At 46.8% G+C, this 17,175-nt stretch carries 12 protein-coding genes and 1 pseudogene; 11 read left to right on the top strand and 2 right to left on the bottom strand.

Annotation, left to right across the window (positions count from 1 at the left end; all coding sequences use genetic code 11):
* The first annotated feature begins 158 nt into the window (after positions 1-158).
* A complete protein-coding gene (locus ACHA99_RS09955; RefSeq protein ID WP_393942507.1) occupies positions 159-2,351 on the top strand; it encodes an OmcA/MtrC family decaheme c-type cytochrome in 2,193 nt (730 codons plus the stop codon).
* Between the two features lie 42 nt (positions 2,352-2,393).
* Here ACHA99_RS09955 and ACHA99_RS09950 read toward each other — a convergent pair whose 3' ends face one another.
* Positions 2,394-2,555, bottom strand: coding sequence for a hypothetical protein (locus ACHA99_RS09950; RefSeq protein ID WP_393942505.1), 162 nt, complete (start codon positions 2,553-2,555; stop codon positions 2,394-2,396).
* A 139-nt stretch (positions 2,556-2,694) separates the two neighbouring features.
* On the opposite strand from ACHA99_RS09950, the gene ACHA99_RS09945 reads away from it, so the two are divergent.
* The 10 genes from ACHA99_RS09945 to panP all read left to right on the top strand — a co-directional run bounded on the left by ACHA99_RS09945 (position 2,695) and on the right by panP (position 16,975).
* Positions 2,695-4,647: an OmcA/MtrC family decaheme c-type cytochrome gene (locus ACHA99_RS09945; protein WP_393942503.1), complete on the top strand. Its 1,953-nt coding sequence runs from the start codon at positions 2,695-2,697 to the stop codon at positions 4,645-4,647.
* 68 nt (positions 4,648-4,715) lie between these two features.
* A complete protein-coding gene (gene mtrA, locus ACHA99_RS09940) occupies positions 4,716-5,717 on the top strand; it encodes a decaheme c-type cytochrome MtrA (protein WP_028760483.1) in 1,002 nt (333 codons plus the stop codon).
* A gap of 12 nt (positions 5,718-5,729) precedes the next feature.
* Complete coding sequence (locus tag ACHA99_RS09935; RefSeq protein ID WP_198572183.1) at positions 5,730-7,817, top strand: MtrB/PioB family decaheme-associated outer membrane protein; 2,088 nt, start codon at positions 5,730-5,732, stop codon at positions 7,815-7,817.
* Positions 7,818-8,033: 216 nt separating this feature from the next.
* Entirely contained in the window at positions 8,034-8,639 is a 606-nt protein-coding gene (locus tag ACHA99_RS09930; RefSeq protein ID WP_393942500.1) for a hypothetical protein, read from the top strand.
* A gap of 109 nt (positions 8,640-8,748) precedes the next feature.
* Positions 8,749-9,429, top strand: a complete 681-nt coding sequence (locus ACHA99_RS09925; protein WP_393942577.1) for a uracil-DNA glycosylase family protein — start codon at positions 8,749-8,751, stop codon at positions 9,427-9,429.
* Between the two features lie 8 nt (positions 9,430-9,437).
* Positions 9,438-10,676, top strand: a complete 1,239-nt coding sequence (locus ACHA99_RS09920) for a sugar diacid recognition domain-containing protein (protein ID WP_393942498.1) — start codon at positions 9,438-9,440, stop codon at positions 10,674-10,676.
* A 209-nt stretch (positions 10,677-10,885) separates the two neighbouring features.
* Positions 10,886-11,893, top strand: coding sequence for a catalase family peroxidase (locus ACHA99_RS09915; RefSeq protein ID WP_393942496.1), 1,008 nt, complete (start codon positions 10,886-10,888; stop codon positions 11,891-11,893).
* Positions 11,894-12,218: 325 nt separating this feature from the next.
* Entirely contained in the window at positions 12,219-13,577 is a 1,359-nt protein-coding gene (locus ACHA99_RS09910; protein WP_393942494.1) for a GntP family permease, read from the top strand.
* A 232-nt stretch (positions 13,578-13,809) separates the two neighbouring features.
* Positions 13,810-15,024 carry a glycerate kinase gene (locus ACHA99_RS09905; protein ID WP_393942491.1) on the top strand — a complete coding sequence of 405 codons (1,215 nt, stop codon included), beginning with the start codon at positions 13,810-13,812 and terminating at the stop codon, positions 15,022-15,024.
* Between the two features lie 301 nt (positions 15,025-15,325).
* Positions 15,326-16,975, top strand: a complete 1,650-nt coding sequence (gene panP / locus ACHA99_RS09900; protein ID WP_393942488.1) for a pyridoxal-dependent aspartate 1-decarboxylase PanP — start codon at positions 15,326-15,328, stop codon at positions 16,973-16,975.
* Positions 16,976-16,983: 8 nt separating this feature from the next.
* On the opposite strand, the pseudogene ACHA99_RS09895 reads toward panP, so the two are convergent.
* Positions 16,984-17,175, bottom strand: a pseudogene (locus ACHA99_RS09895) (hypothetical protein); the annotation flags it as partial.

Raw genomic sequence — 17,175 nt, 5'->3', positions numbered from 1 at the left:
TCTCAGTCACATTACCCGCCTAAAGTGACTGATAAATACCAGTGACTTAGTTAGCCTTACAGATGGAAAACTAATTCCACACATCTTATGCGGGTAATGAGATTTATTCTTATTTGCCAAGCGTTTGATGATGATTACAACTATTGCAGGGAAATATCATGATGAAACGGTTCAATTTCAATACCGCAACAAAAGCGATGTTGGGTGCCGGTTTACTCTCTCTACTACTCACCGGTTGCGGTGGTAGTGACGGTAAAGATGGTGAAGACGGAAAACCTGGCGTTGTCGGTGTTAATATCGATTCAACTCCTACACTGAAAGCAAGTTTCACTAACGCCACAGTCGATGCAGGTAAAGTGACTGTTAATTTCACATTAGAAAATGCGAATGGTGTGGCTGTACTTGGCTTGAATAAAGATCACGACATTCGCTTTGGTATTGCGCAACTTAGCCACGTAACAGTAGCAACAGAAGATCCAGCAAAACCCGCTGACCGCGGTTACCAATGGCAAGCCTATATCAATACGAAAAAAGAACCTGGCACAGTGCCTTCTGGCGTGGATAACCTCAATCCATCCGCTCAATATCAAGCCAACGTTGAAGCTGCAGCCAAGTGTGATACATGTTTAGTCGATCATGGTGATGGCAACTACAGTTATACCTATCAAGCCAATATCGCCAATGTCACTGAGCCCTTAGCCATCACTTACAGCGCTGAAGCGACTGAACGTGCAACCTTAGAGCTTGAGTTACCACAACTTTCAGCAAACGCACATTTTGACTGGCAGCCTTCAACAGGTAAAACAGAAGGAATCCAAACACGTAACGTTGTTTCAATAACAGCCTGTTACACCTGTCACCAACCAGAAAGTTTAGAGTTACACGGCGGCCGCAGAGTTGATATTGAGAACTGTGCATCTTGCCATACGGCAACATCTGGTGACCCTGAATCAGGCAATAGCATTGAATTTACTTACATGATTCATGCTATCCATAAAGGTGGCGAACGTCATACTTATGATGAAACTGGAGCGGAAGTTCCTGCACCATATAAAATTGTGGGGTATGGCGGTAAAGTCATTGACTATGGCAAGGTTGGTTTCCCATTAAAACCTGCCGCGGATTGTGCGGCCTGTCACGTAGAAGGAACGAGCGCGCCAGCTAATGCCGATCTATTTAAGGCTGATTTAAGTAATCAAGCCTGTATTGGTTGTCACACTGAAAAACCATCTGCTCACCACAGCAGCAATGACTGTGTTGCCTGTCATAATGCAACTCAACCCTATGGTGGAACAGGCAGTGCGACTAAACGTCATGGCGATGTGCTGAAAGCTTACTCTGACACTAAAACTATGGGTATTAAGTTCAGCAATGTAGGTGTCAATGCCACAGGCAAAATCACTTTCGATGTTCAAGTTATTGATAAAGATGGCAATGCGATTGACAAAGCCTTCGTGAACCAGGGCTCGCGTGTTGTAGTTGCATGGGATTCTGATAAAGACTTCCCGAGTTCTGCTACGGCTTCTTACAGTAACCGTCGCATTGCTCTAAGTGAAGGTACCTATAACGAAGCCAATAAAACCTACTCATTGACTGGCACTAAGTTCAATTTACCCGCAGATGCAAATGGTAAAACATTCGAACTATGGTCAACATTGGAAGTATGTTTCAACAATGGTGGCTATGGCGTTGCGGATGTTGTGATGACAGATTGTGCGACAGCTAACACAAACAAAGTCCCTGTCAAAGAAGCTCCTTATCACTTCGTTTGGAAAGATAATGCTGTGGATAGCACAGCTAAAGCAGCTACTCGTCGTGATATTATTGACCCAACAAAATGTCAAGGTTGTCACAATCAAGAAATTCACCACTATGACAATGGTGTAAACTGCCAAACTTGTCATACATCAGACAAAACCCTTAAAGCCGATTCAAGCTATCCTGGTGGCAAAATCCCAACTAGCTTTGCTTGGAAAGCTCACGAACGTGAAGGCCATTATCTAAAATATGCAGGCGTACAATCGGGCACTGTGCTTAAAACCGATTGCGCTACATGTCATACTGTAGATAAATCAAACGTCATTACAGGTATTACCTTAGGCCGTGCACCTGAACGCACATGGCGTTTTGGTGACATCAACAATAACGGTACCGATATTTGGGTCTCTTCTGATGCAGGCGCATGTTTAAGCTGTCACCAGAAATATCTCTCTGATGCCGCTAAATCTCATATTGAAGCTAACGGTGGTATCTTAAACGGTACTAGCGCAGCCGATGTGCAAACCCGTGCATCTGAAAGCTGTGCGACTTGCCATACACCAGCTCAATTGAGTGAAGTCCACGGTAACTAAACAGAGATAACGCTCTCATTCAGAGCAATGTTTTTATCGTTATTAAAGAGAGAGGTTGTTACCTCTCTCTTTATATTCTTCCCTTTCAAAACCCTGCTGTTTTTTTGTTCTAGAATCATTTTTACCTCTCGCTTTAAATACCTCTTTAGAAATAGAAAGATCCAAGTCACACATTAGCAAAGGCCTTGGAGATTTTAAGGTCATGTTAGGTTAGCCTTTCCTTGGGGAATTCTATTTCCAGCATCCACTTAAGTCGCTTCTAGTGACCAAAAACACAGACATAGAATCTGTTGGCTCTAGAACATAGCGTTTAAGCAATGCCAAACCTATGCAGGGAAAAAAAATGATGAACGCACAAACAACTAAAATCGCACTGCTGTTAGCAGCAAGTGCAGTCACTATGGCCTTAGCGGGCTGTGGTGGCAGCGATGGTAATGATGGTAATCCCGGTGAACCTGGTGGCGAACCTGCTCCAGCGATTCAAACCCTTAATTTCGCCTTTGACAAATCTGTCGTCACTAACGGTATTCCGAGTGTTGAGTTTACCGTCACTAACGAAAATGATTTACCCGTTGTTGGCCTACAAAAAATGCGTTTTGCCGCAGCACAATTAATCCCACAAGGCGCAACGGGTGCAGGTAATGCGTCACAATGGCAGTACTTTGGTGATGAGACCTGTGATGTCGCTGCAACATGCCCAGGGACTTTCGTTGACAAGAAAAACGGTCACTACAGTTATACTTTTAGTATGAACCTGACCGCTAACACTAAAGTCACTTATAACGAACAGTTAGCTCAACGAGTATTAATCCGCGCTTATAACACTCCGCTTCCCGATGGTACTCAAGTACCAAACAGTAACGCCTTTGTCGACTTCACTGCCGATACTGGCGCACTGCCAACATACAGTCGCAAAATTGTCGCCACAGAAAGCTGTAATACTTGTCACCAAGATTTAGCCAATGTTAAACATGGCGGCGCGTATTCTGACGTTAATTACTGTGCAACTTGCCACACTGCAGGCAAAGTGGGCGTAGGTAAAGAGTTTAATGTTCTCGTTCACGCTAAACACAAAGACCTCACCTTAGGCTCATTAGAAAGCTGTCAAAGCTGTCACGCCGCAAATGAGGCTACGCCTGATTGGAGTAATTGGTCACGTATCCCAACTGCCGCCTCATGTGGAAGCTGCCATAGCACAGTGGACTTTGCTGCCGGTAAAGGTCACTCACAACAGCTAGATAACTCTAACTGTATCGCCTGTCATAACAGCGATTGGACTGCAGAACTGCACACAGGTAAGACTGCAGACAAAAAAGCCGTTATCGCTCAGTTAGGTATGTCAGCAGCACTTGCTGGTCAAGCTGATGATACTGCAGTATTAACCGTGTCTATCTTAGACAAAGATGGTAACGCAATTGATGCGGCAACCGTTCAAGATAAGATTAAACGTTTAGAGTCCGTTACCAACGTTGGCCCTAACTTCCCGATCATGGGCTACAACCCAAGTCCAGGTAGCGGTAAAGCGAAAATAGCGAAAGACTTAGTCAAAGATGGCGCATTGCAAGAAGGTGTAACCTTAGTTGACGGTAAATTAGTCTTTACAACACCCGCTCTGCCTTTCGGTGCAGGCGATACTGATACCGCCTTTACCATTATCGGTTTAGAAGTGTGTAGCACTGGTACAAGCTTAACCGCATGTACCGCAGACAGCGCAACAACGAGCATGAAAGCCGAACTAGCTTTTGGCACTAAGTCTGGTAAAGCACCGAGCATGCGTCATGTTAACTCAGTTGAGTTTGGTACCTGTCAAGGTTGTCACGGTGATAGCTTCGAAATTCACAAAGGCCACCATGCGGGTTTTGTGATGACAGAACAGCTATCACATGCAAAAGATGCCAGTGGTAAGCCAATCGTCGGTGTGGATGCGTGTGTCGCTTGTCATACCCCTGATGGTACCTATGCAAGTGGTGCTAACAAAGGTGCGTTGGAGATGAAATTACACGTTGTTCATGGTAAACAAGGTGTCATCAAAGAATGTACCCAATGTCATAACGACTTCAACCTAGATGCATTCAAGGTCAAAGGCGCTCTGGCAACAACTGCGGGTAAATACACCACGCCAATCACTGCCACTTGTACTTCATGCCACGCGCCAGAATCTATTGGCCACGGCTTAGAAAATATGGGCGCGATTGTGAACGGTGATTATGTTCAAGCCAATCAAGCGGCGCAGTCAGAAACCTGTTTCTACTGTCACAAACCCACACCAACAGATCACACTCAGGTGAAGATGTAATTTGCCCAAGCAGGGGGAGTTCGCTCCCCCTTTCTTGAATTTTGTTGGGACAAATTGGGAAGCCTATTATGAAGAACAGCCTAAAAATGAAAAACCTACTGCCGGCACTTGTCATCTCCATGGCAATGTCTGCAGTGATGTCTTTATGCATCACACCGAGTGCACACGCCTCAAAGTGGGATGACAAAATGACTCCAGAACAAGTCGAAGCCACCTTAGATAAGAAGTTTGCCGAAGGCAGCTACTCCCCTAAAGGTGCCGATTCTTGTTTGATGTGCCACAAAAAATCTGAAAAAGTGATGGACCTCTTCAAAGGTGTCCATGGCGCCATTGATTCATCAAAGAGCCCAATGGCTGGCCTGCAATGTGAAGCCTGTCATGGTCCTATGGGTCAACACAATAAAGGCGGCAACGAGCCGATGATCACTTTTGGTAAGCAGTCGACCTTAAGTGCAGAAAAACAAAACAGTGTCTGTATGAGCTGTCACCAAGATGATAAACGCGTATCTTGGAACGGTAGTCACCATGACAATGCCGATGTCGCTTGTGCCTCATGCCACCAAGTGCATGTCGCAAAAGATCCTGTGTTATCAAAAAACACCGAAATGGAAGTCTGTACTAGCTGTCACACTAAGCAAAAAGCAGATATGAATAAACGCTCGAGTCACCCACTAAAATGGGCTCAAATGACCTGTAGCGATTGTCATAATCCCCATGGGAGCATGACAGATTCCGATCTAAACAAGCCTAGCATTAACGAAACTTGTTACTCCTGCCACGCCGAGAAACGCGGCCCAAAACTGTGGGAACATGCACCCGTCACTGAGAACTGTGTGACTTGCCACAATCCTCACGGCAGTGTGAATGATGCCATGTTGAAAACCCGCGCACCGCAGCTGTGTCAGCAATGTCACGCCAGCGATGGCCACGCCAGCAATGCTTACTTAGGTAACACTGGTTTAGGTTCAAACGTCGGCGACAATGCCTTTACGGGTGGAAGAAGCTGTTTAAATTGCCACAGTCAGGTCCATGGTTCAAACCATCCATCTGGCAAGCTATTACAGCGCTAAGGAGACGAGAAAATGAAATTTAAACTCAATTTGATCACTCTGGCGTTACTAGCAAACACAGGTTTTGCAATAGCAGCCGACGGGTATGGCTTAGCCAATGCCAATACAGAAAAAGTCAAAATGTCCGCTTGGAGCTGTAAAGGCTGCGTTGTTGAAACGGGTACGTCTGGCACTGTGGGTGTTGGCGTGGGTTACAACAGCGAAGAGGATATTCGCTCGGCGAATGCCTTTGGGACTTCAAACGAAGTTGCGGGTAAATTTGATGCCGATGTCACCTTCCGTGGTGAGAAAGGCTATCAAGCCAGCGTTGAAGCTTATCAACTGGGCATGGATGGTGGCCGTTTAGATGTCAATGCGGGCAAACAAGGCCAGTATAATGTCAATGTAAACTATCGCCAAATCGCCACTTACAACAGTAATAGCGCCTTAACGCCCTACTCTGGTGTCGGCAGCGATAATTTAACCTTGCCAGACAACTGGGTAACTGCGGGTTCAAGCAGCCAGATGCCGTTACTGATGGACAGCCTAAATGCCTTAGAACTGTCGCTCAAACGTGAGCGCACAGGGTTAGGTTTTGACTATCAAGGTGAATCGCTGTGGAGTACGCATGTGAGCTACATGCGTGAAGAAAAAACCGGCTTGAAAAAAACATCAGGTGGATTCTTTAACCAATCCATGATGTTAGCTGAGCCAGTTGATTACACCACTGACTCCATTGAAGCTGGCATTAAACTCAAAGGCGATCGTTGGTTCACTGCACTTAACTACAATGGCTCAATTTTTAAGAACGAGTACAACCAGTTAAACTTCGACAGTGCTTTCAATCCAACTTTTGGTGCTCAAACCTCTGGCACACTCGCCCTTGACCCTGACAACCAGTCACACACAGTGTCGCTCATGGGTCAATACAACGACAATACCAATGTGTTAACAGGTCGTGTGCTTGCGGGACAAATGAGTCAAGACCAAGCATTAGTCACTTCAGGCTATGGCTATCAAGTGCCGACAGAGGCCGTTGATGCCAAAGTTGACCTCACAGGGTTGAACTTAAAAGTCGTCAGTAAAGTGACTAACTCACTGCGCTTAAGTGGTAGCTACGACTATAGCGACCGTGATAACAATACTCAAATTGAAGAGTGGACCCAAGTCAGCATCAACAATGTCAATGGTAAGGTGGCCTATAACACCCCTTACGATAACACTAGCCAACGCTTCAAAGTGGCGGCGGATTATCGTATTACCCATGGACTGAAGCTTGATGGCGGCTATGACTTCAAACGTGACGACCGTAATTATCAAGACCGTGAAACCACGGATGAAAATACTGTTTGGGCACGTTTGCGCGTTAACAGCTTTGAAACTTGGGATATGTGGGTTAAGGGCAGTTACGGTCAGCGTGATGGCTCGCAATATCAAGCTTCTGAATGGACATCTTCTGAAACCAACAGCCTGTTACGTAAGTACAATCTGGCTAACCGCGACAGAACCCAGATTGAAGCTCGAGTCACCCACTCGCCAATCGACAGCTTGACCATAGATTTCGGTGCCCGTTACGCATTAGATGACTACTCTGACACAGTTATTGGCTTAACTGAGTCAAAAGACACCAGTTATGATGCCAACATCAGCTACATGATCACCGATGATTTACTGGCGACAGCCTTCTACAATTACCAAATCATTGAGTCTGAACAAGCGGGAAGCAGTAATTACAGCACCCCAACATGGACAGGATTCATTGAAGACAATGTAGATGTGGTCGGGGCAGGCCTTAGCTACAACAACTTGCTTGAGAACAAGTTACGCATGGGATTGGATTACACTTATTCAAACTCCGACAGTAACACTCAAGTCAGACAAGGTATCACAGGCGACTATGGCGATTATTTTGCCAAAGTGCACAACATTAACTTATATGCTCAATATCAAGCCACCGAGAAAATGGCGCTGCGCTTGGATTATAAAATTGAGAATTATAAAGACAATGATGCCGCCAATGATATCGCCGTCGATGGGATCTGGAACGTCGTAGGCTTTGGCAGCAATAGCCATGACTACACAGCGCAAATGATCATGCTGAGCATGAGTTACAAACTCTAATCGATACTGTTCATAACACGAAAAGCCCGCATGTTGCGGGCTTTTGTTTAAGCGCAGTATTATCTTTTAAAGCGATAACATCATGGCAGATAACAGTAAAAATCTTGAATAAGATCAGACTCTGGCGCGAAAGTCCGCCCATAAAAACCTTAATCCTTGAGTTTTGGCTCACTTTAGCGGATCTTAATTCAATCTTTTAGTTAATCCTCTGAGCCCATGCGTATTTATTCTTCACTCTCCCAATCTCAGTGGCTGTTATCACTTTCTGCACTATTGGGGCTAAGCCTATTACCCTTACCCGCCATGGCGTTCGACCCTTCGGGTGGTGCAGCGAGCCTATTTATCATTTTAGGCCTAGGTGGTTTTACCTTAATCAATCTGTTTCTACAGGGCTTATTCTTTTTTGCGGGTCAGTATCGTAGCGCCACTTTTGCCAAACGCCATGTATTAAGCGCACTAATAGTGCCATTAATTGCCATTGCGTTAGCCATTTATGATCATAGAGGTTGGAGTGATTTCGCCCTTAACTTAGGCATTATCTGTGTCGGTATTGGACTGATTTTATTGCCACTACAGCTTTGCCAAATCGATAAGCCCACCAATCGCAATGCTGATTGGATAATCAGCCTAGGGGCATTATTTATCTTAACTTTGAGCTATGTGATTGCCCCCTTAGCCTTCTTTACGATTGTACTGGCCCACATCTGTTTAGCTTCAAGCCCAAATCAAATTCCTAAGATATTAAGTTATATCGGTTTAATCCTTGGCTATTCTCTTTTTGGCTACTGGATATATCAAACAGTGATGATGCTCCAATCCTGATTGAAATGAATGAGCAACGATAAAATTAGCGATTAAATTGACTAAGACGAATCTCACTAAAGCGCCATCGCCACTTTGCGTAACTGTACCGCCATCATGCTCGGCATCAATGGCTAAACTGCTGGCAAAAATCAGCGCCTGTACTTTATGTCAGGCCCATTTACCCTTAGCGCCCAAGCCGATATTGCAGGCCAGTACCCAAGCGCGGATTTTGATTGCAGGCCAAGCTCCGGGCATGAAAACCCACCATAAAGGCATACCTTTTGACGATGCCAGCGGTGAACGGCTGCGCACTTGGTTGAATGTCACGCGGGAGCAATTCTACGACCCCAATCTTTTTGCCATTATCCCTATGGGATTTTGTTTTCCGGGCAGTATCGAAAAAAACGGTAAAAAGCAGGGTGATAAACCACCGCGCCCCGAATGTGCTGCCACTTGGCATCAGGCCTTGCTCGCCCTAATGCCACAAATAGAGCTAATTGTGATCCTCGGCCAATATGCCATCGACTATCATCTACCGCGCGAATCGTCCGAGGCCGTAAACCCCACTTCGCCGATCACTAAGCATCAAACAACCGGCACTAACGTAACGGTCATCCCCAAACTGAAACCAATAACAGTGACCCAAGCATGCGCGCAATGGCAGCAATATTGGCCTAAGTATCTTGTCTTGCCGCACCCAAGCCCGCGTAATAATCTTTGGCTTAAGCAGCATCCTGAGTTTGAACGCGATATGCTACCCAGATTAAGAATGCGTATTGCATCCCTATTAAACCTTCAACCCCACTAGGCGCCTGTATGTATCTACTTGATTCTGTCATCGCTAAGCAAATTGTGAGCCGCACAATGAAAATCATTGGCCACAATATCAATGTGATGAACGGCCAAGGGGTGATTTTAGGCTCAGGCGACCCTAAGCGTATTGGCTCAACCCATGAAGGTGCGCTGCTAGCGATAGCCCAAAATCGCAATGTGGAGATCAGTCAAGAAGTCGCCTCAGGGCTGCATGGCGTTAAGCCAGGCATCAATTTACCCTTACATTATCAAGGACAAATTATCGGCGTCGTCGGCATTACCGGTGATCCACGTGAGCTCACCCATTATGGTGAGTTACTCAAAATGACCGCCGAAATGATTGTTGAACAAGCCAACCTGCAGGATAAATTGCAATGGGAGAATCGCCAGCGTGAAGAGTTTATTCTGCAACTGATCAAAGCTGAAACCGATGATGCACAGTTGCACCGCTGGGCAAGACAACTCGACATTGATATCAGCCTGCCAAGAGTCGCGGCCATTATTGAGATCAGCGAGAAAAACATCCAGAAACACCATTTAAAAACCGACACAACCCCAGCGGCCTTGTTCTTAGCTGAGGCATCCACTCAGCCCGCCGATGAACGTAGCCCCAGAGTCAGTGAAACCCTCAAGCAAGTGCTGCATCTTTTGCAATATCCTGACCGTGGTAACTTGATTGCCATGACCTCAATGTCGCAGTTGGTGATCCTAAAGCCTGCTTTTTTAGATGGAAAACAATGGGATCCTGAGCTTGAAAATCAGCGTATCGATAAGCTGTTGCAGCGCTTACCCGCCCAAATGGATTTAAACTTTAAAATTGCCCTAGGCCATTTCTTCCCGGAAAAAGGTGGGATAGCGCGCTCCTATCACACGGCTCAAGAAACCTTAGCACTCGGTAAGCAGCTCAATGCAGAAGGGAATAAATACCTGTTTGAAGATTATTCCCTACAAGTGTTACTTGCAGGGCTAAAACATGACTGGCGCGGTCAGGCGCTGGCAACGCCCTACCAGCAACTCGCCAAGGCGGACAAAAACGGCCAATTACGCAAAACCTTAGCGGCATACATCACCCACTTTGGCGATGCACAGCAATGCGCGAATGCCCTGTTTATTCATCGCAATACACTGAGATATCGCCTTGATAAAATTCAGCAAATCACCCAAGCCGACATTCAATCCCTGCATGGATTATTAAGCCTGTATCTTGGGCAATTAATTGATACTTCGACTCGCTTAACTTAACGCTCAAATGACTTAGCAACTCAACAGATTAGCCAGAAAAAAGCCCGCAGATGACGGCGCCGACCTGATGGCCAGATCAATTGAGTAAAACTTGGCCTGTACTAAAAAATTAATTGAAAGATTTATACCGTATCCCCTTTCCTATCCTTTCATATAGTATCGCGTCGATATGCAAGCGATCTCTACTTAGTCCATTGAAAGGAATGATAATGACATCAATCAAACTGACTTTACTCGCCAAAGCTTGTCTCATTAGCAGTATTGCGCTGACTTCACCTTCGTTAATCGCGGCCGAGAAAACCATTCCCGAACTGGTCGATGCCGTCAACGGCACACCCGATGCGGCAAGTCGCGAGGCGGGTAAAAATGTCAAACTGCGTAATCACACTAAGGGATTTTGTACCTCGGGCAGTTTTAAACCGAATCCACAATTACAACAAACGTTGGCAATTCCATTTTTTAATCAAGATAGTATCAAGGTCACAGCCCGCTTTTCCCTCGGCGGTACAAATCCGCAGATCTCAGATAAAACTGCTGGGCGCTTTATGTCACTCAAAATTGATGGCGATAAAGAGAACCTTAACTTTGTCACCACTAACGTTCCTGTTTTCTTTGCCAAAAATCTCGAAGAGTTTTTTAACTTTCAAACCAAAGTGAAACAAGGTCCTGAAGGTAAACAGTGGCTTATTGATAATCAACCCAGCGCCAAAGCTTTTTTCGACTATGTTAAACAGTTGCCTCCCAGCCCAAGTTTTGCCAACAGCCGCTACTTTGGTGTAAATAGCTTCCTGTTCAGCACGCCAAAAAACAGTGTTCTTCAAGGTGAAACGGTCGCGGGTAAATGGATTTTTGAACCTGTCGCAGGTACTGCCGCGCTGTCAGCCAGTGAACTTGCCAGTCTCAGTGATGATTTTTTAAAGGCAGAATTACTCGAGCGCATTAAAACCCAGCCAGCACAATGGAACCTCTATATTCAACTCGCCGAAATGGGTGATGAGATTAATGACCCAACCGTGATCTGGCCTGAAACTCGCCAGCGTTTACTGGTAGGCCAAGTGATGATTAACGGCGAGCGAGATAGCGATCCCCAAGTACAGCAGTGTGATAAAGGCATATTTAACCCACTGTTATTGCCTAAGGGCATTACTGCATCTGCCGATCCGATACTCAATGCCCGCACCGCAGCCTATGTCGAATCCTTTATTCGTCGTCAATAAAGATGTCGAGTTAAGTCCCTCCTGTTTAGGATTGGCAAATAGCCCTATTTACCAATCCTTATCGACAAGCCTCCTCTTACCGACAAAACGCCTCCTCCTGCATTCGAATTCACCTAAGCATTTTTGTGCATGAGCACAAAAATGGCGAAACATAACGCGGTAATTCCGTGGATTTAGCCAAAGCTATTCAAACATACCTGCACAATAATAGGATGACCTTAAAGCAGCCCTCATTTGGACTCAGGCCCAAATAAGCACTGCGCCCTACAATATAAGTCAAAAAACTTACTCAAAAACTTCAGCCAAGAACTGAACGGGACAAACTATGAACTTAGTGCTTATTCTCATCGGCGTGATTGCATTTATTGTTATCGCGACCTCAAAATTTAAACTCCACCCCTTTTTAACCTTAATTCTGGCCGCCTTTATCGCGGCCTTCGCCTATGGCCTGCCAAGCGGAGAAATCGCTAAAACCATTACCACAGGGTTTGGCAATATTTTAGGCTATATCGGCTTAGTGATCGTCTTAGGCACTATCATAGGGATTATTCTGGAAAAAAGCGGCGCCGCCATCACCATGGCCGATGTGGTGATCAAGATATTAGGTAAACGCTTCCCGACACTCACTATGTCAATTATCGGTTATCTAGTGTCTATTCCAGTCTTTTGTGATTCGGGTTTTGTGATCTTAAACTCACTGAAACAATCGATGGCGAACCGCATGAAGGTCTCTAGTGTCTCCATGAGCGTTGCCTTAGCCACAGGTCTGTACGCCACTCACACCTTTGTACCGCCAACACCAGGCCCTATCGCCGCCGCAGGCAACTTAGGCTTAGAGTCCAACTTAGGCTTAGTGATCGGTGTGGGTCTCTTTGTGGCCGCTATTGCGGCACTCGCGGGTATGTTATGGGCAAACCGCTTTGCCGATGTTGAACCCGATGGGGAAGGCGCAGAAGAGCTTAAAGCGCAGGCCAGTGACTATGAAACGCTGAAAAAAAGCTATGGCACGCTACCAAGTCCATTAAAAGCTTTCGCACCGATTTTTGTGCCTATCGTATTAATTTGTTTAGGTTCTATCGCTAACTTCCCTTCAGCGCCTTTGGGTAAAGAAGGTGTGTTTGATGCGCTCGTGTTCCTCGGTCAGCCCGTTAATGCCCTGATGATTGGCCTGTTTTTATCCCTGCTGCTGTTAAAGGGTGAGAATAAGATCAGCGAATTTAGCGAACGCATCAGCCAAGGGCTCGTCACTGCCGCGCCGATTATTTTAATCACAGGTGCAGGTGGTGCTTTTGGTGCGGTATTAAAAGCCACGCCTATAGGTGACTTTTTGGGTACATCACTGTCGGCACTGGGTATCGGTATCTTCATGCCATTTATCGTCGCTGCCGCGCTTAAATCGGCGCAGGGTTCATCGACGGTAGCGTTAGTCGCAACCTCTGCACTGGTTGCGCCTATGCTTGGCGATATTGGTCTTGGTAGCGATATGGGCCGAGTGTTAACAGTAATGGCGATTGGCGCAGGTGCGATGACCGTTTCCCACGCCAATGACAGCTTCTTTTGGGTCGTCACCCAATTTAGCCGCATGAGCGTCAAACAAGCCTATAAAGCCCAAACTATGGCGACCCTAATCCAAGGTGTGACGTCCATGGTAACTGTGTATGTGCTAAGCCTAGTGTTGCTCTAATATTAATAAGTTCTTGATTCAATATTGTCCCTTGGGCACATACCGTGCCCAAGATATATCTCTGTTATACGCCCTAATAATTGCAACAGATTAATGTGCCAGTGATGGATATAAATGCCCTTATATCACCTCAGTTTTAGCACAGGGATGTTGTTGCACCCAACGTAAGTGGCCTTGGGTTTAGTGTTCAACATTGAGCCCTGTTTTATCCCATTTAGCTGTAGGATTTTTAATGAAAATAGTTATCGCCCCCGACTCATTTAAAGAAAGCTTAAGCGCGCTCGAAGTGGCCAACGCCATAGAACAAGGCTTAAAACAAGTGATACCCGACTGCGACATAATCAAAATACCCGTTGCCGATGGTGGCGAAGGCACAGTGCAATCTATGGTGGACGCCACAGGCGGCAGTATTGTCAGCTTAGAGGTAATGGGGCCACTGGGGCATAGAGTGCAAGCACACTATGGCATTCTTGGTGAAGGCATTCTCGGCACTGCGATCAATACAAGTTCTGCTTCAATTTCACGTGCAGATCCAACGAACAAATCGCCACATCGAGGCGCGATTGCCGTGATTGAAATGGCCTCAGCCTCAGGTCTGCACCATGTGCCGAGGGAGAAACGTAATCCGCTGCTTACCACAAGTTATGGAACAGGCGAGCTGATTTGTGATGCGCTTAATCGGGGGATAAAGCACATCATTTTGGGGCTAGGCGGCAGTGCCACCAACGATGGCGGCGCGGGTATGGCCCAAGCGCTGGATATTTTATTGCTCGATGGCCAAGGTAAAACCTTGCCTTCTGGCGGCGCAGCGCTGGCGAACCTTGCTCAAATCGATGTATCAAACGCTCATCCACTTTTACGTGAGTGCAGCTTCGAAGTTGCCTGCGATGTTGATAATCCACTGTGCGGTGAACGCGGTGCATCGGCGATTTTTGGTCCGCAAAAAGGTGCGACGCACGAGATGGTTAAGCAGCTAGATGCCGCTCTTGCCCATTATGCCGATGTGATTGCCCGCAATGGCATTAGCGATCACCGCGATCATGCGGGGGCTGGCGCGGCTGGCGGTATGGGTCTTGGCGTGATGGCTTTTTTACATGCCGAGCTTAAACCTGGGGTTGAGATTGTAATGCAAACCGTTGGCCTTGCGGATAAAATCCGTGGCGCCGATTTAGTGATCACAGGTGAAGGCCGCATCGATGGCCAAACCGTATTTGGTAAAACCCCAATGGGCGTGTTAAAGCAAGCCAAACTGCAGGGCATTCCCACTATCGGTATCGCGGGCTGCCTGGGTGAAAACGCCAATGCCATATTGGATCACGGTATGGCGGCTATCTTCCCTATCATCCCGCACTTAAGTCCGCTTGATGATGTGCTGGCCAATGCCAAACTAAACCTTTGCAATACCGCCCGAAATATCGGCGCGGTACTCATGTTAGGCCAGCGCTAATTTTAGGGCTAACATGAATTTTAGGGCTAATGCTCAGGCTTGATGAGTGGCTCGTCGAGTTAAACATAAAGGCGCCATAACGGCGCCTTTGCTTATTTAGGCCGCAACGCTTTGGTAACACAAAATTTTAGTGCTTGATGCCTAAAAGGCCTTGCAGTAAAGTGAGCTCCCTTTTTGGTATTCCGCTGATTGAACATTTGAGAGTCACTGATCGCGCATCACTGGTCGAGAATCACTGGTACGTTATACTCTTCGAGCCAATTTGCGGTTTCACTATAAAAATTAATAGACGGCAAGCCCAATGACCCAGAAACTCCCTCGCCAAGCCACCGCATCCGAAGCAAGCTTGCTCCGCATTTTTACTGCACCGGAAGATGCAAGCTCAACGCTGAGTATTATTGAGCAAAAGCTCTCCGAGGACTTAGCAGGCTTTTTGGGTGACAGTATCGCCGCGCTCGAAAAACCCTTGTCGGAAATCGAAACCGATTTTCAAGCCTTTGAGATCCCAACTCAGCCACGTTTTGTCTCCGATTACACCGACGAAATCATGCAAAATTTGGTGGCGCATTCGGTACACACAGCGGCGCCAAGTTTTATCGGCCACATGACGTCGGCACTGCCCTACTTTGTGTTGCCGCTGTCAAAAATGATGGTGGGACTCAATCAAAATCTGGTCAAAATCGAAACCTCTAAGGCATTTACGCCGCTTGAACGCCAAGTGCTCGGCATGATGCACCATTTGATTTATGCCCAAGATACGGATTTTTATCAAAGCTGGATGCACAGCGCCAATCATTCCCTCGGCGCATTTTGCTCCGGCGGCACGGTTGCCAACATCACGGCCCTGTGGATTGCCCGCAACCAATTATTGAAAGCCGATGGCGAGTTTAAAGGCGTCAGCCGCGAAGGCTTACTCAAGGCACTGCGCCACTACGGCTATGACGATTTAGCGATTTTGGTCTCGGAGCGAGGCCACTACTCGCTGGGCAAAGCCGTCGATCTGCTTGGCATCGGTCGCGACAATATTATCAGCATTCCCACTGGCAGCGATAACAAGGTCGATGTCGCGAAAATGCGCCAAGCCGCCCTTGAACTTGCTAGCAAGAACATCAAAGTGTTAGCGATTGTTGGCGTGGCAGGCACCACAGAAACCGGTAATGTTGACCCACTGACAGAGTTAGCGGCGCTCGCAAAAGAGTTAAATTGTCATTTCCATGTGGATGCAGCGTGGGGCGGCGCAAGTTTATTATCCAATAAATACCGCCACTTACTCGCAGGTATCGAACTTGCGGACTCAGTCACTATCGATGCCCACAAACAAATGTACGTGCCCATGGGCGCAGGCATGGTGTTATTTAAAGACCCAGAGTTCGCCCACGCCATTGCCCACCACGCCGAGTATATTCTGCGCCGAGGTTCAAAGGATCTCGGTAGCCAAACGCTGGAAGGTTCACGCCCCGGCATGGCGATGTTAGTGCACGCTTGCTTACAGATCATCGGCCGCGATGGTTATGAAATATTAATCAATAACAGCCTTGAAAAAGCCCGCTATTTTGCCGAACAAATCAAAGCCCATGAGGATTTTGAGCTAATCACTGAGCCAGAACTTTGTCTGCTGACTTACCGTTATGTGCCCGCCAGCATCCAAGCCGCCATGCAACTTGCCTGTGAGCAAGCAGACACAGTAAAACTCGCTCGCTTTAACGAGCTGCTCGATGGCCTCACCCAGTTTATTCAAAAGCACCAACGCGAACAGGGTAAGTCTTTCGTCTCCCGTACCCGCATTCAGCCAGCCCGCTACTTTAGGCAAGCGACCGTGGTATTCCGTGTGGTACTAGCCAACCCCCTCACCAGCCATGACATTCTCAATCAAGTGCTGGTCGAACAAAGCGAAATCGCCGCACTAGATAACGAGTTTTTACCCACACTCATGGCGATGGTTGCTGAATAGTGAGTTGTTTAGCGAAAGCTTTTAATCTCATTTAAATACAGAGTGTTAATCAAAAACAGCCGCAAATTTCTTGCGGTTGTTTTGTTTGTAGTGCTGGGATGAAGGAAGGTTAAGTTAAAACCAAGCACTTCTGCTCTCGTTGCGGATACGGCGAATTCCATTGCTTCCGTGACACGCCGTGAAGCCATCCATGGCGGCTC

It is taken from the genome of Shewanella sp. S23-S33 (assembly GCF_043359565.1).
In the GTDB taxonomy this organism is placed as follows: domain Bacteria; phylum Pseudomonadota; class Gammaproteobacteria; order Enterobacterales; family Shewanellaceae; genus Shewanella; species Shewanella oncorhynchi.
This window is presented reverse-complemented; position numbering and strand designations above follow the sequence as displayed.

Excerpts from the sequence above, each read along its gene's own strand:
- panP (WP_393942488.1), top strand. The coding sequence starts at position 15,326 with ATGACCCAGAAACTCCCTCGCCAAGCCACCGCATCCGAAGCAAGCTTG.
- ACHA99_RS09930 (WP_393942500.1), top strand. The coding sequence starts at position 8,034 with ATGCGTATTTATTCTTCACTCTCCCAATCTCAGTGGCTGTTATCACTT.
- ACHA99_RS09920 (WP_393942498.1), top strand. The coding sequence starts at position 9,438 with ATGTATCTACTTGATTCTGTCATCGCTAAGCAAATTGTGAGCCGCACA.
- ACHA99_RS09945 (WP_393942503.1), top strand. The coding sequence starts at position 2,695 with ATGATGAACGCACAAACAACTAAAATCGCACTGCTGTTAGCAGCAAGT.
- ACHA99_RS09905 (WP_393942491.1), top strand. The coding sequence starts at position 13,810 with ATGAAAATAGTTATCGCCCCCGACTCATTTAAAGAAAGCTTAAGCGCG.
- ACHA99_RS09955 (WP_393942507.1), top strand. The coding sequence starts at position 159 with ATGATGAAACGGTTCAATTTCAATACCGCAACAAAAGCGATGTTGGGT.
- ACHA99_RS09915 (WP_393942496.1), top strand. The coding sequence starts at position 10,886 with ATGACATCAATCAAACTGACTTTACTCGCCAAAGCTTGTCTCATTAGC.
- ACHA99_RS09925 (WP_393942577.1), top strand. The coding sequence starts at position 8,749 with ATGGCTAAACTGCTGGCAAAAATCAGCGCCTGTACTTTATGTCAGGCC.
- ACHA99_RS09950 (WP_393942505.1), bottom strand. The coding sequence starts at position 2,555 with ATGACCTTAAAATCTCCAAGGCCTTTGCTAATGTGTGACTTGGATCTT.
- ACHA99_RS09910 (WP_393942494.1), top strand. The coding sequence starts at position 12,219 with ATGAACTTAGTGCTTATTCTCATCGGCGTGATTGCATTTATTGTTATC.
- ACHA99_RS09935 (WP_198572183.1), top strand. The coding sequence starts at position 5,730 with ATGAAATTTAAACTCAATTTGATCACTCTGGCGTTACTAGCAAACACA.
- mtrA (WP_028760483.1), top strand. The coding sequence starts at position 4,716 with ATGAAGAACAGCCTAAAAATGAAAAACCTACTGCCGGCACTTGTCATC.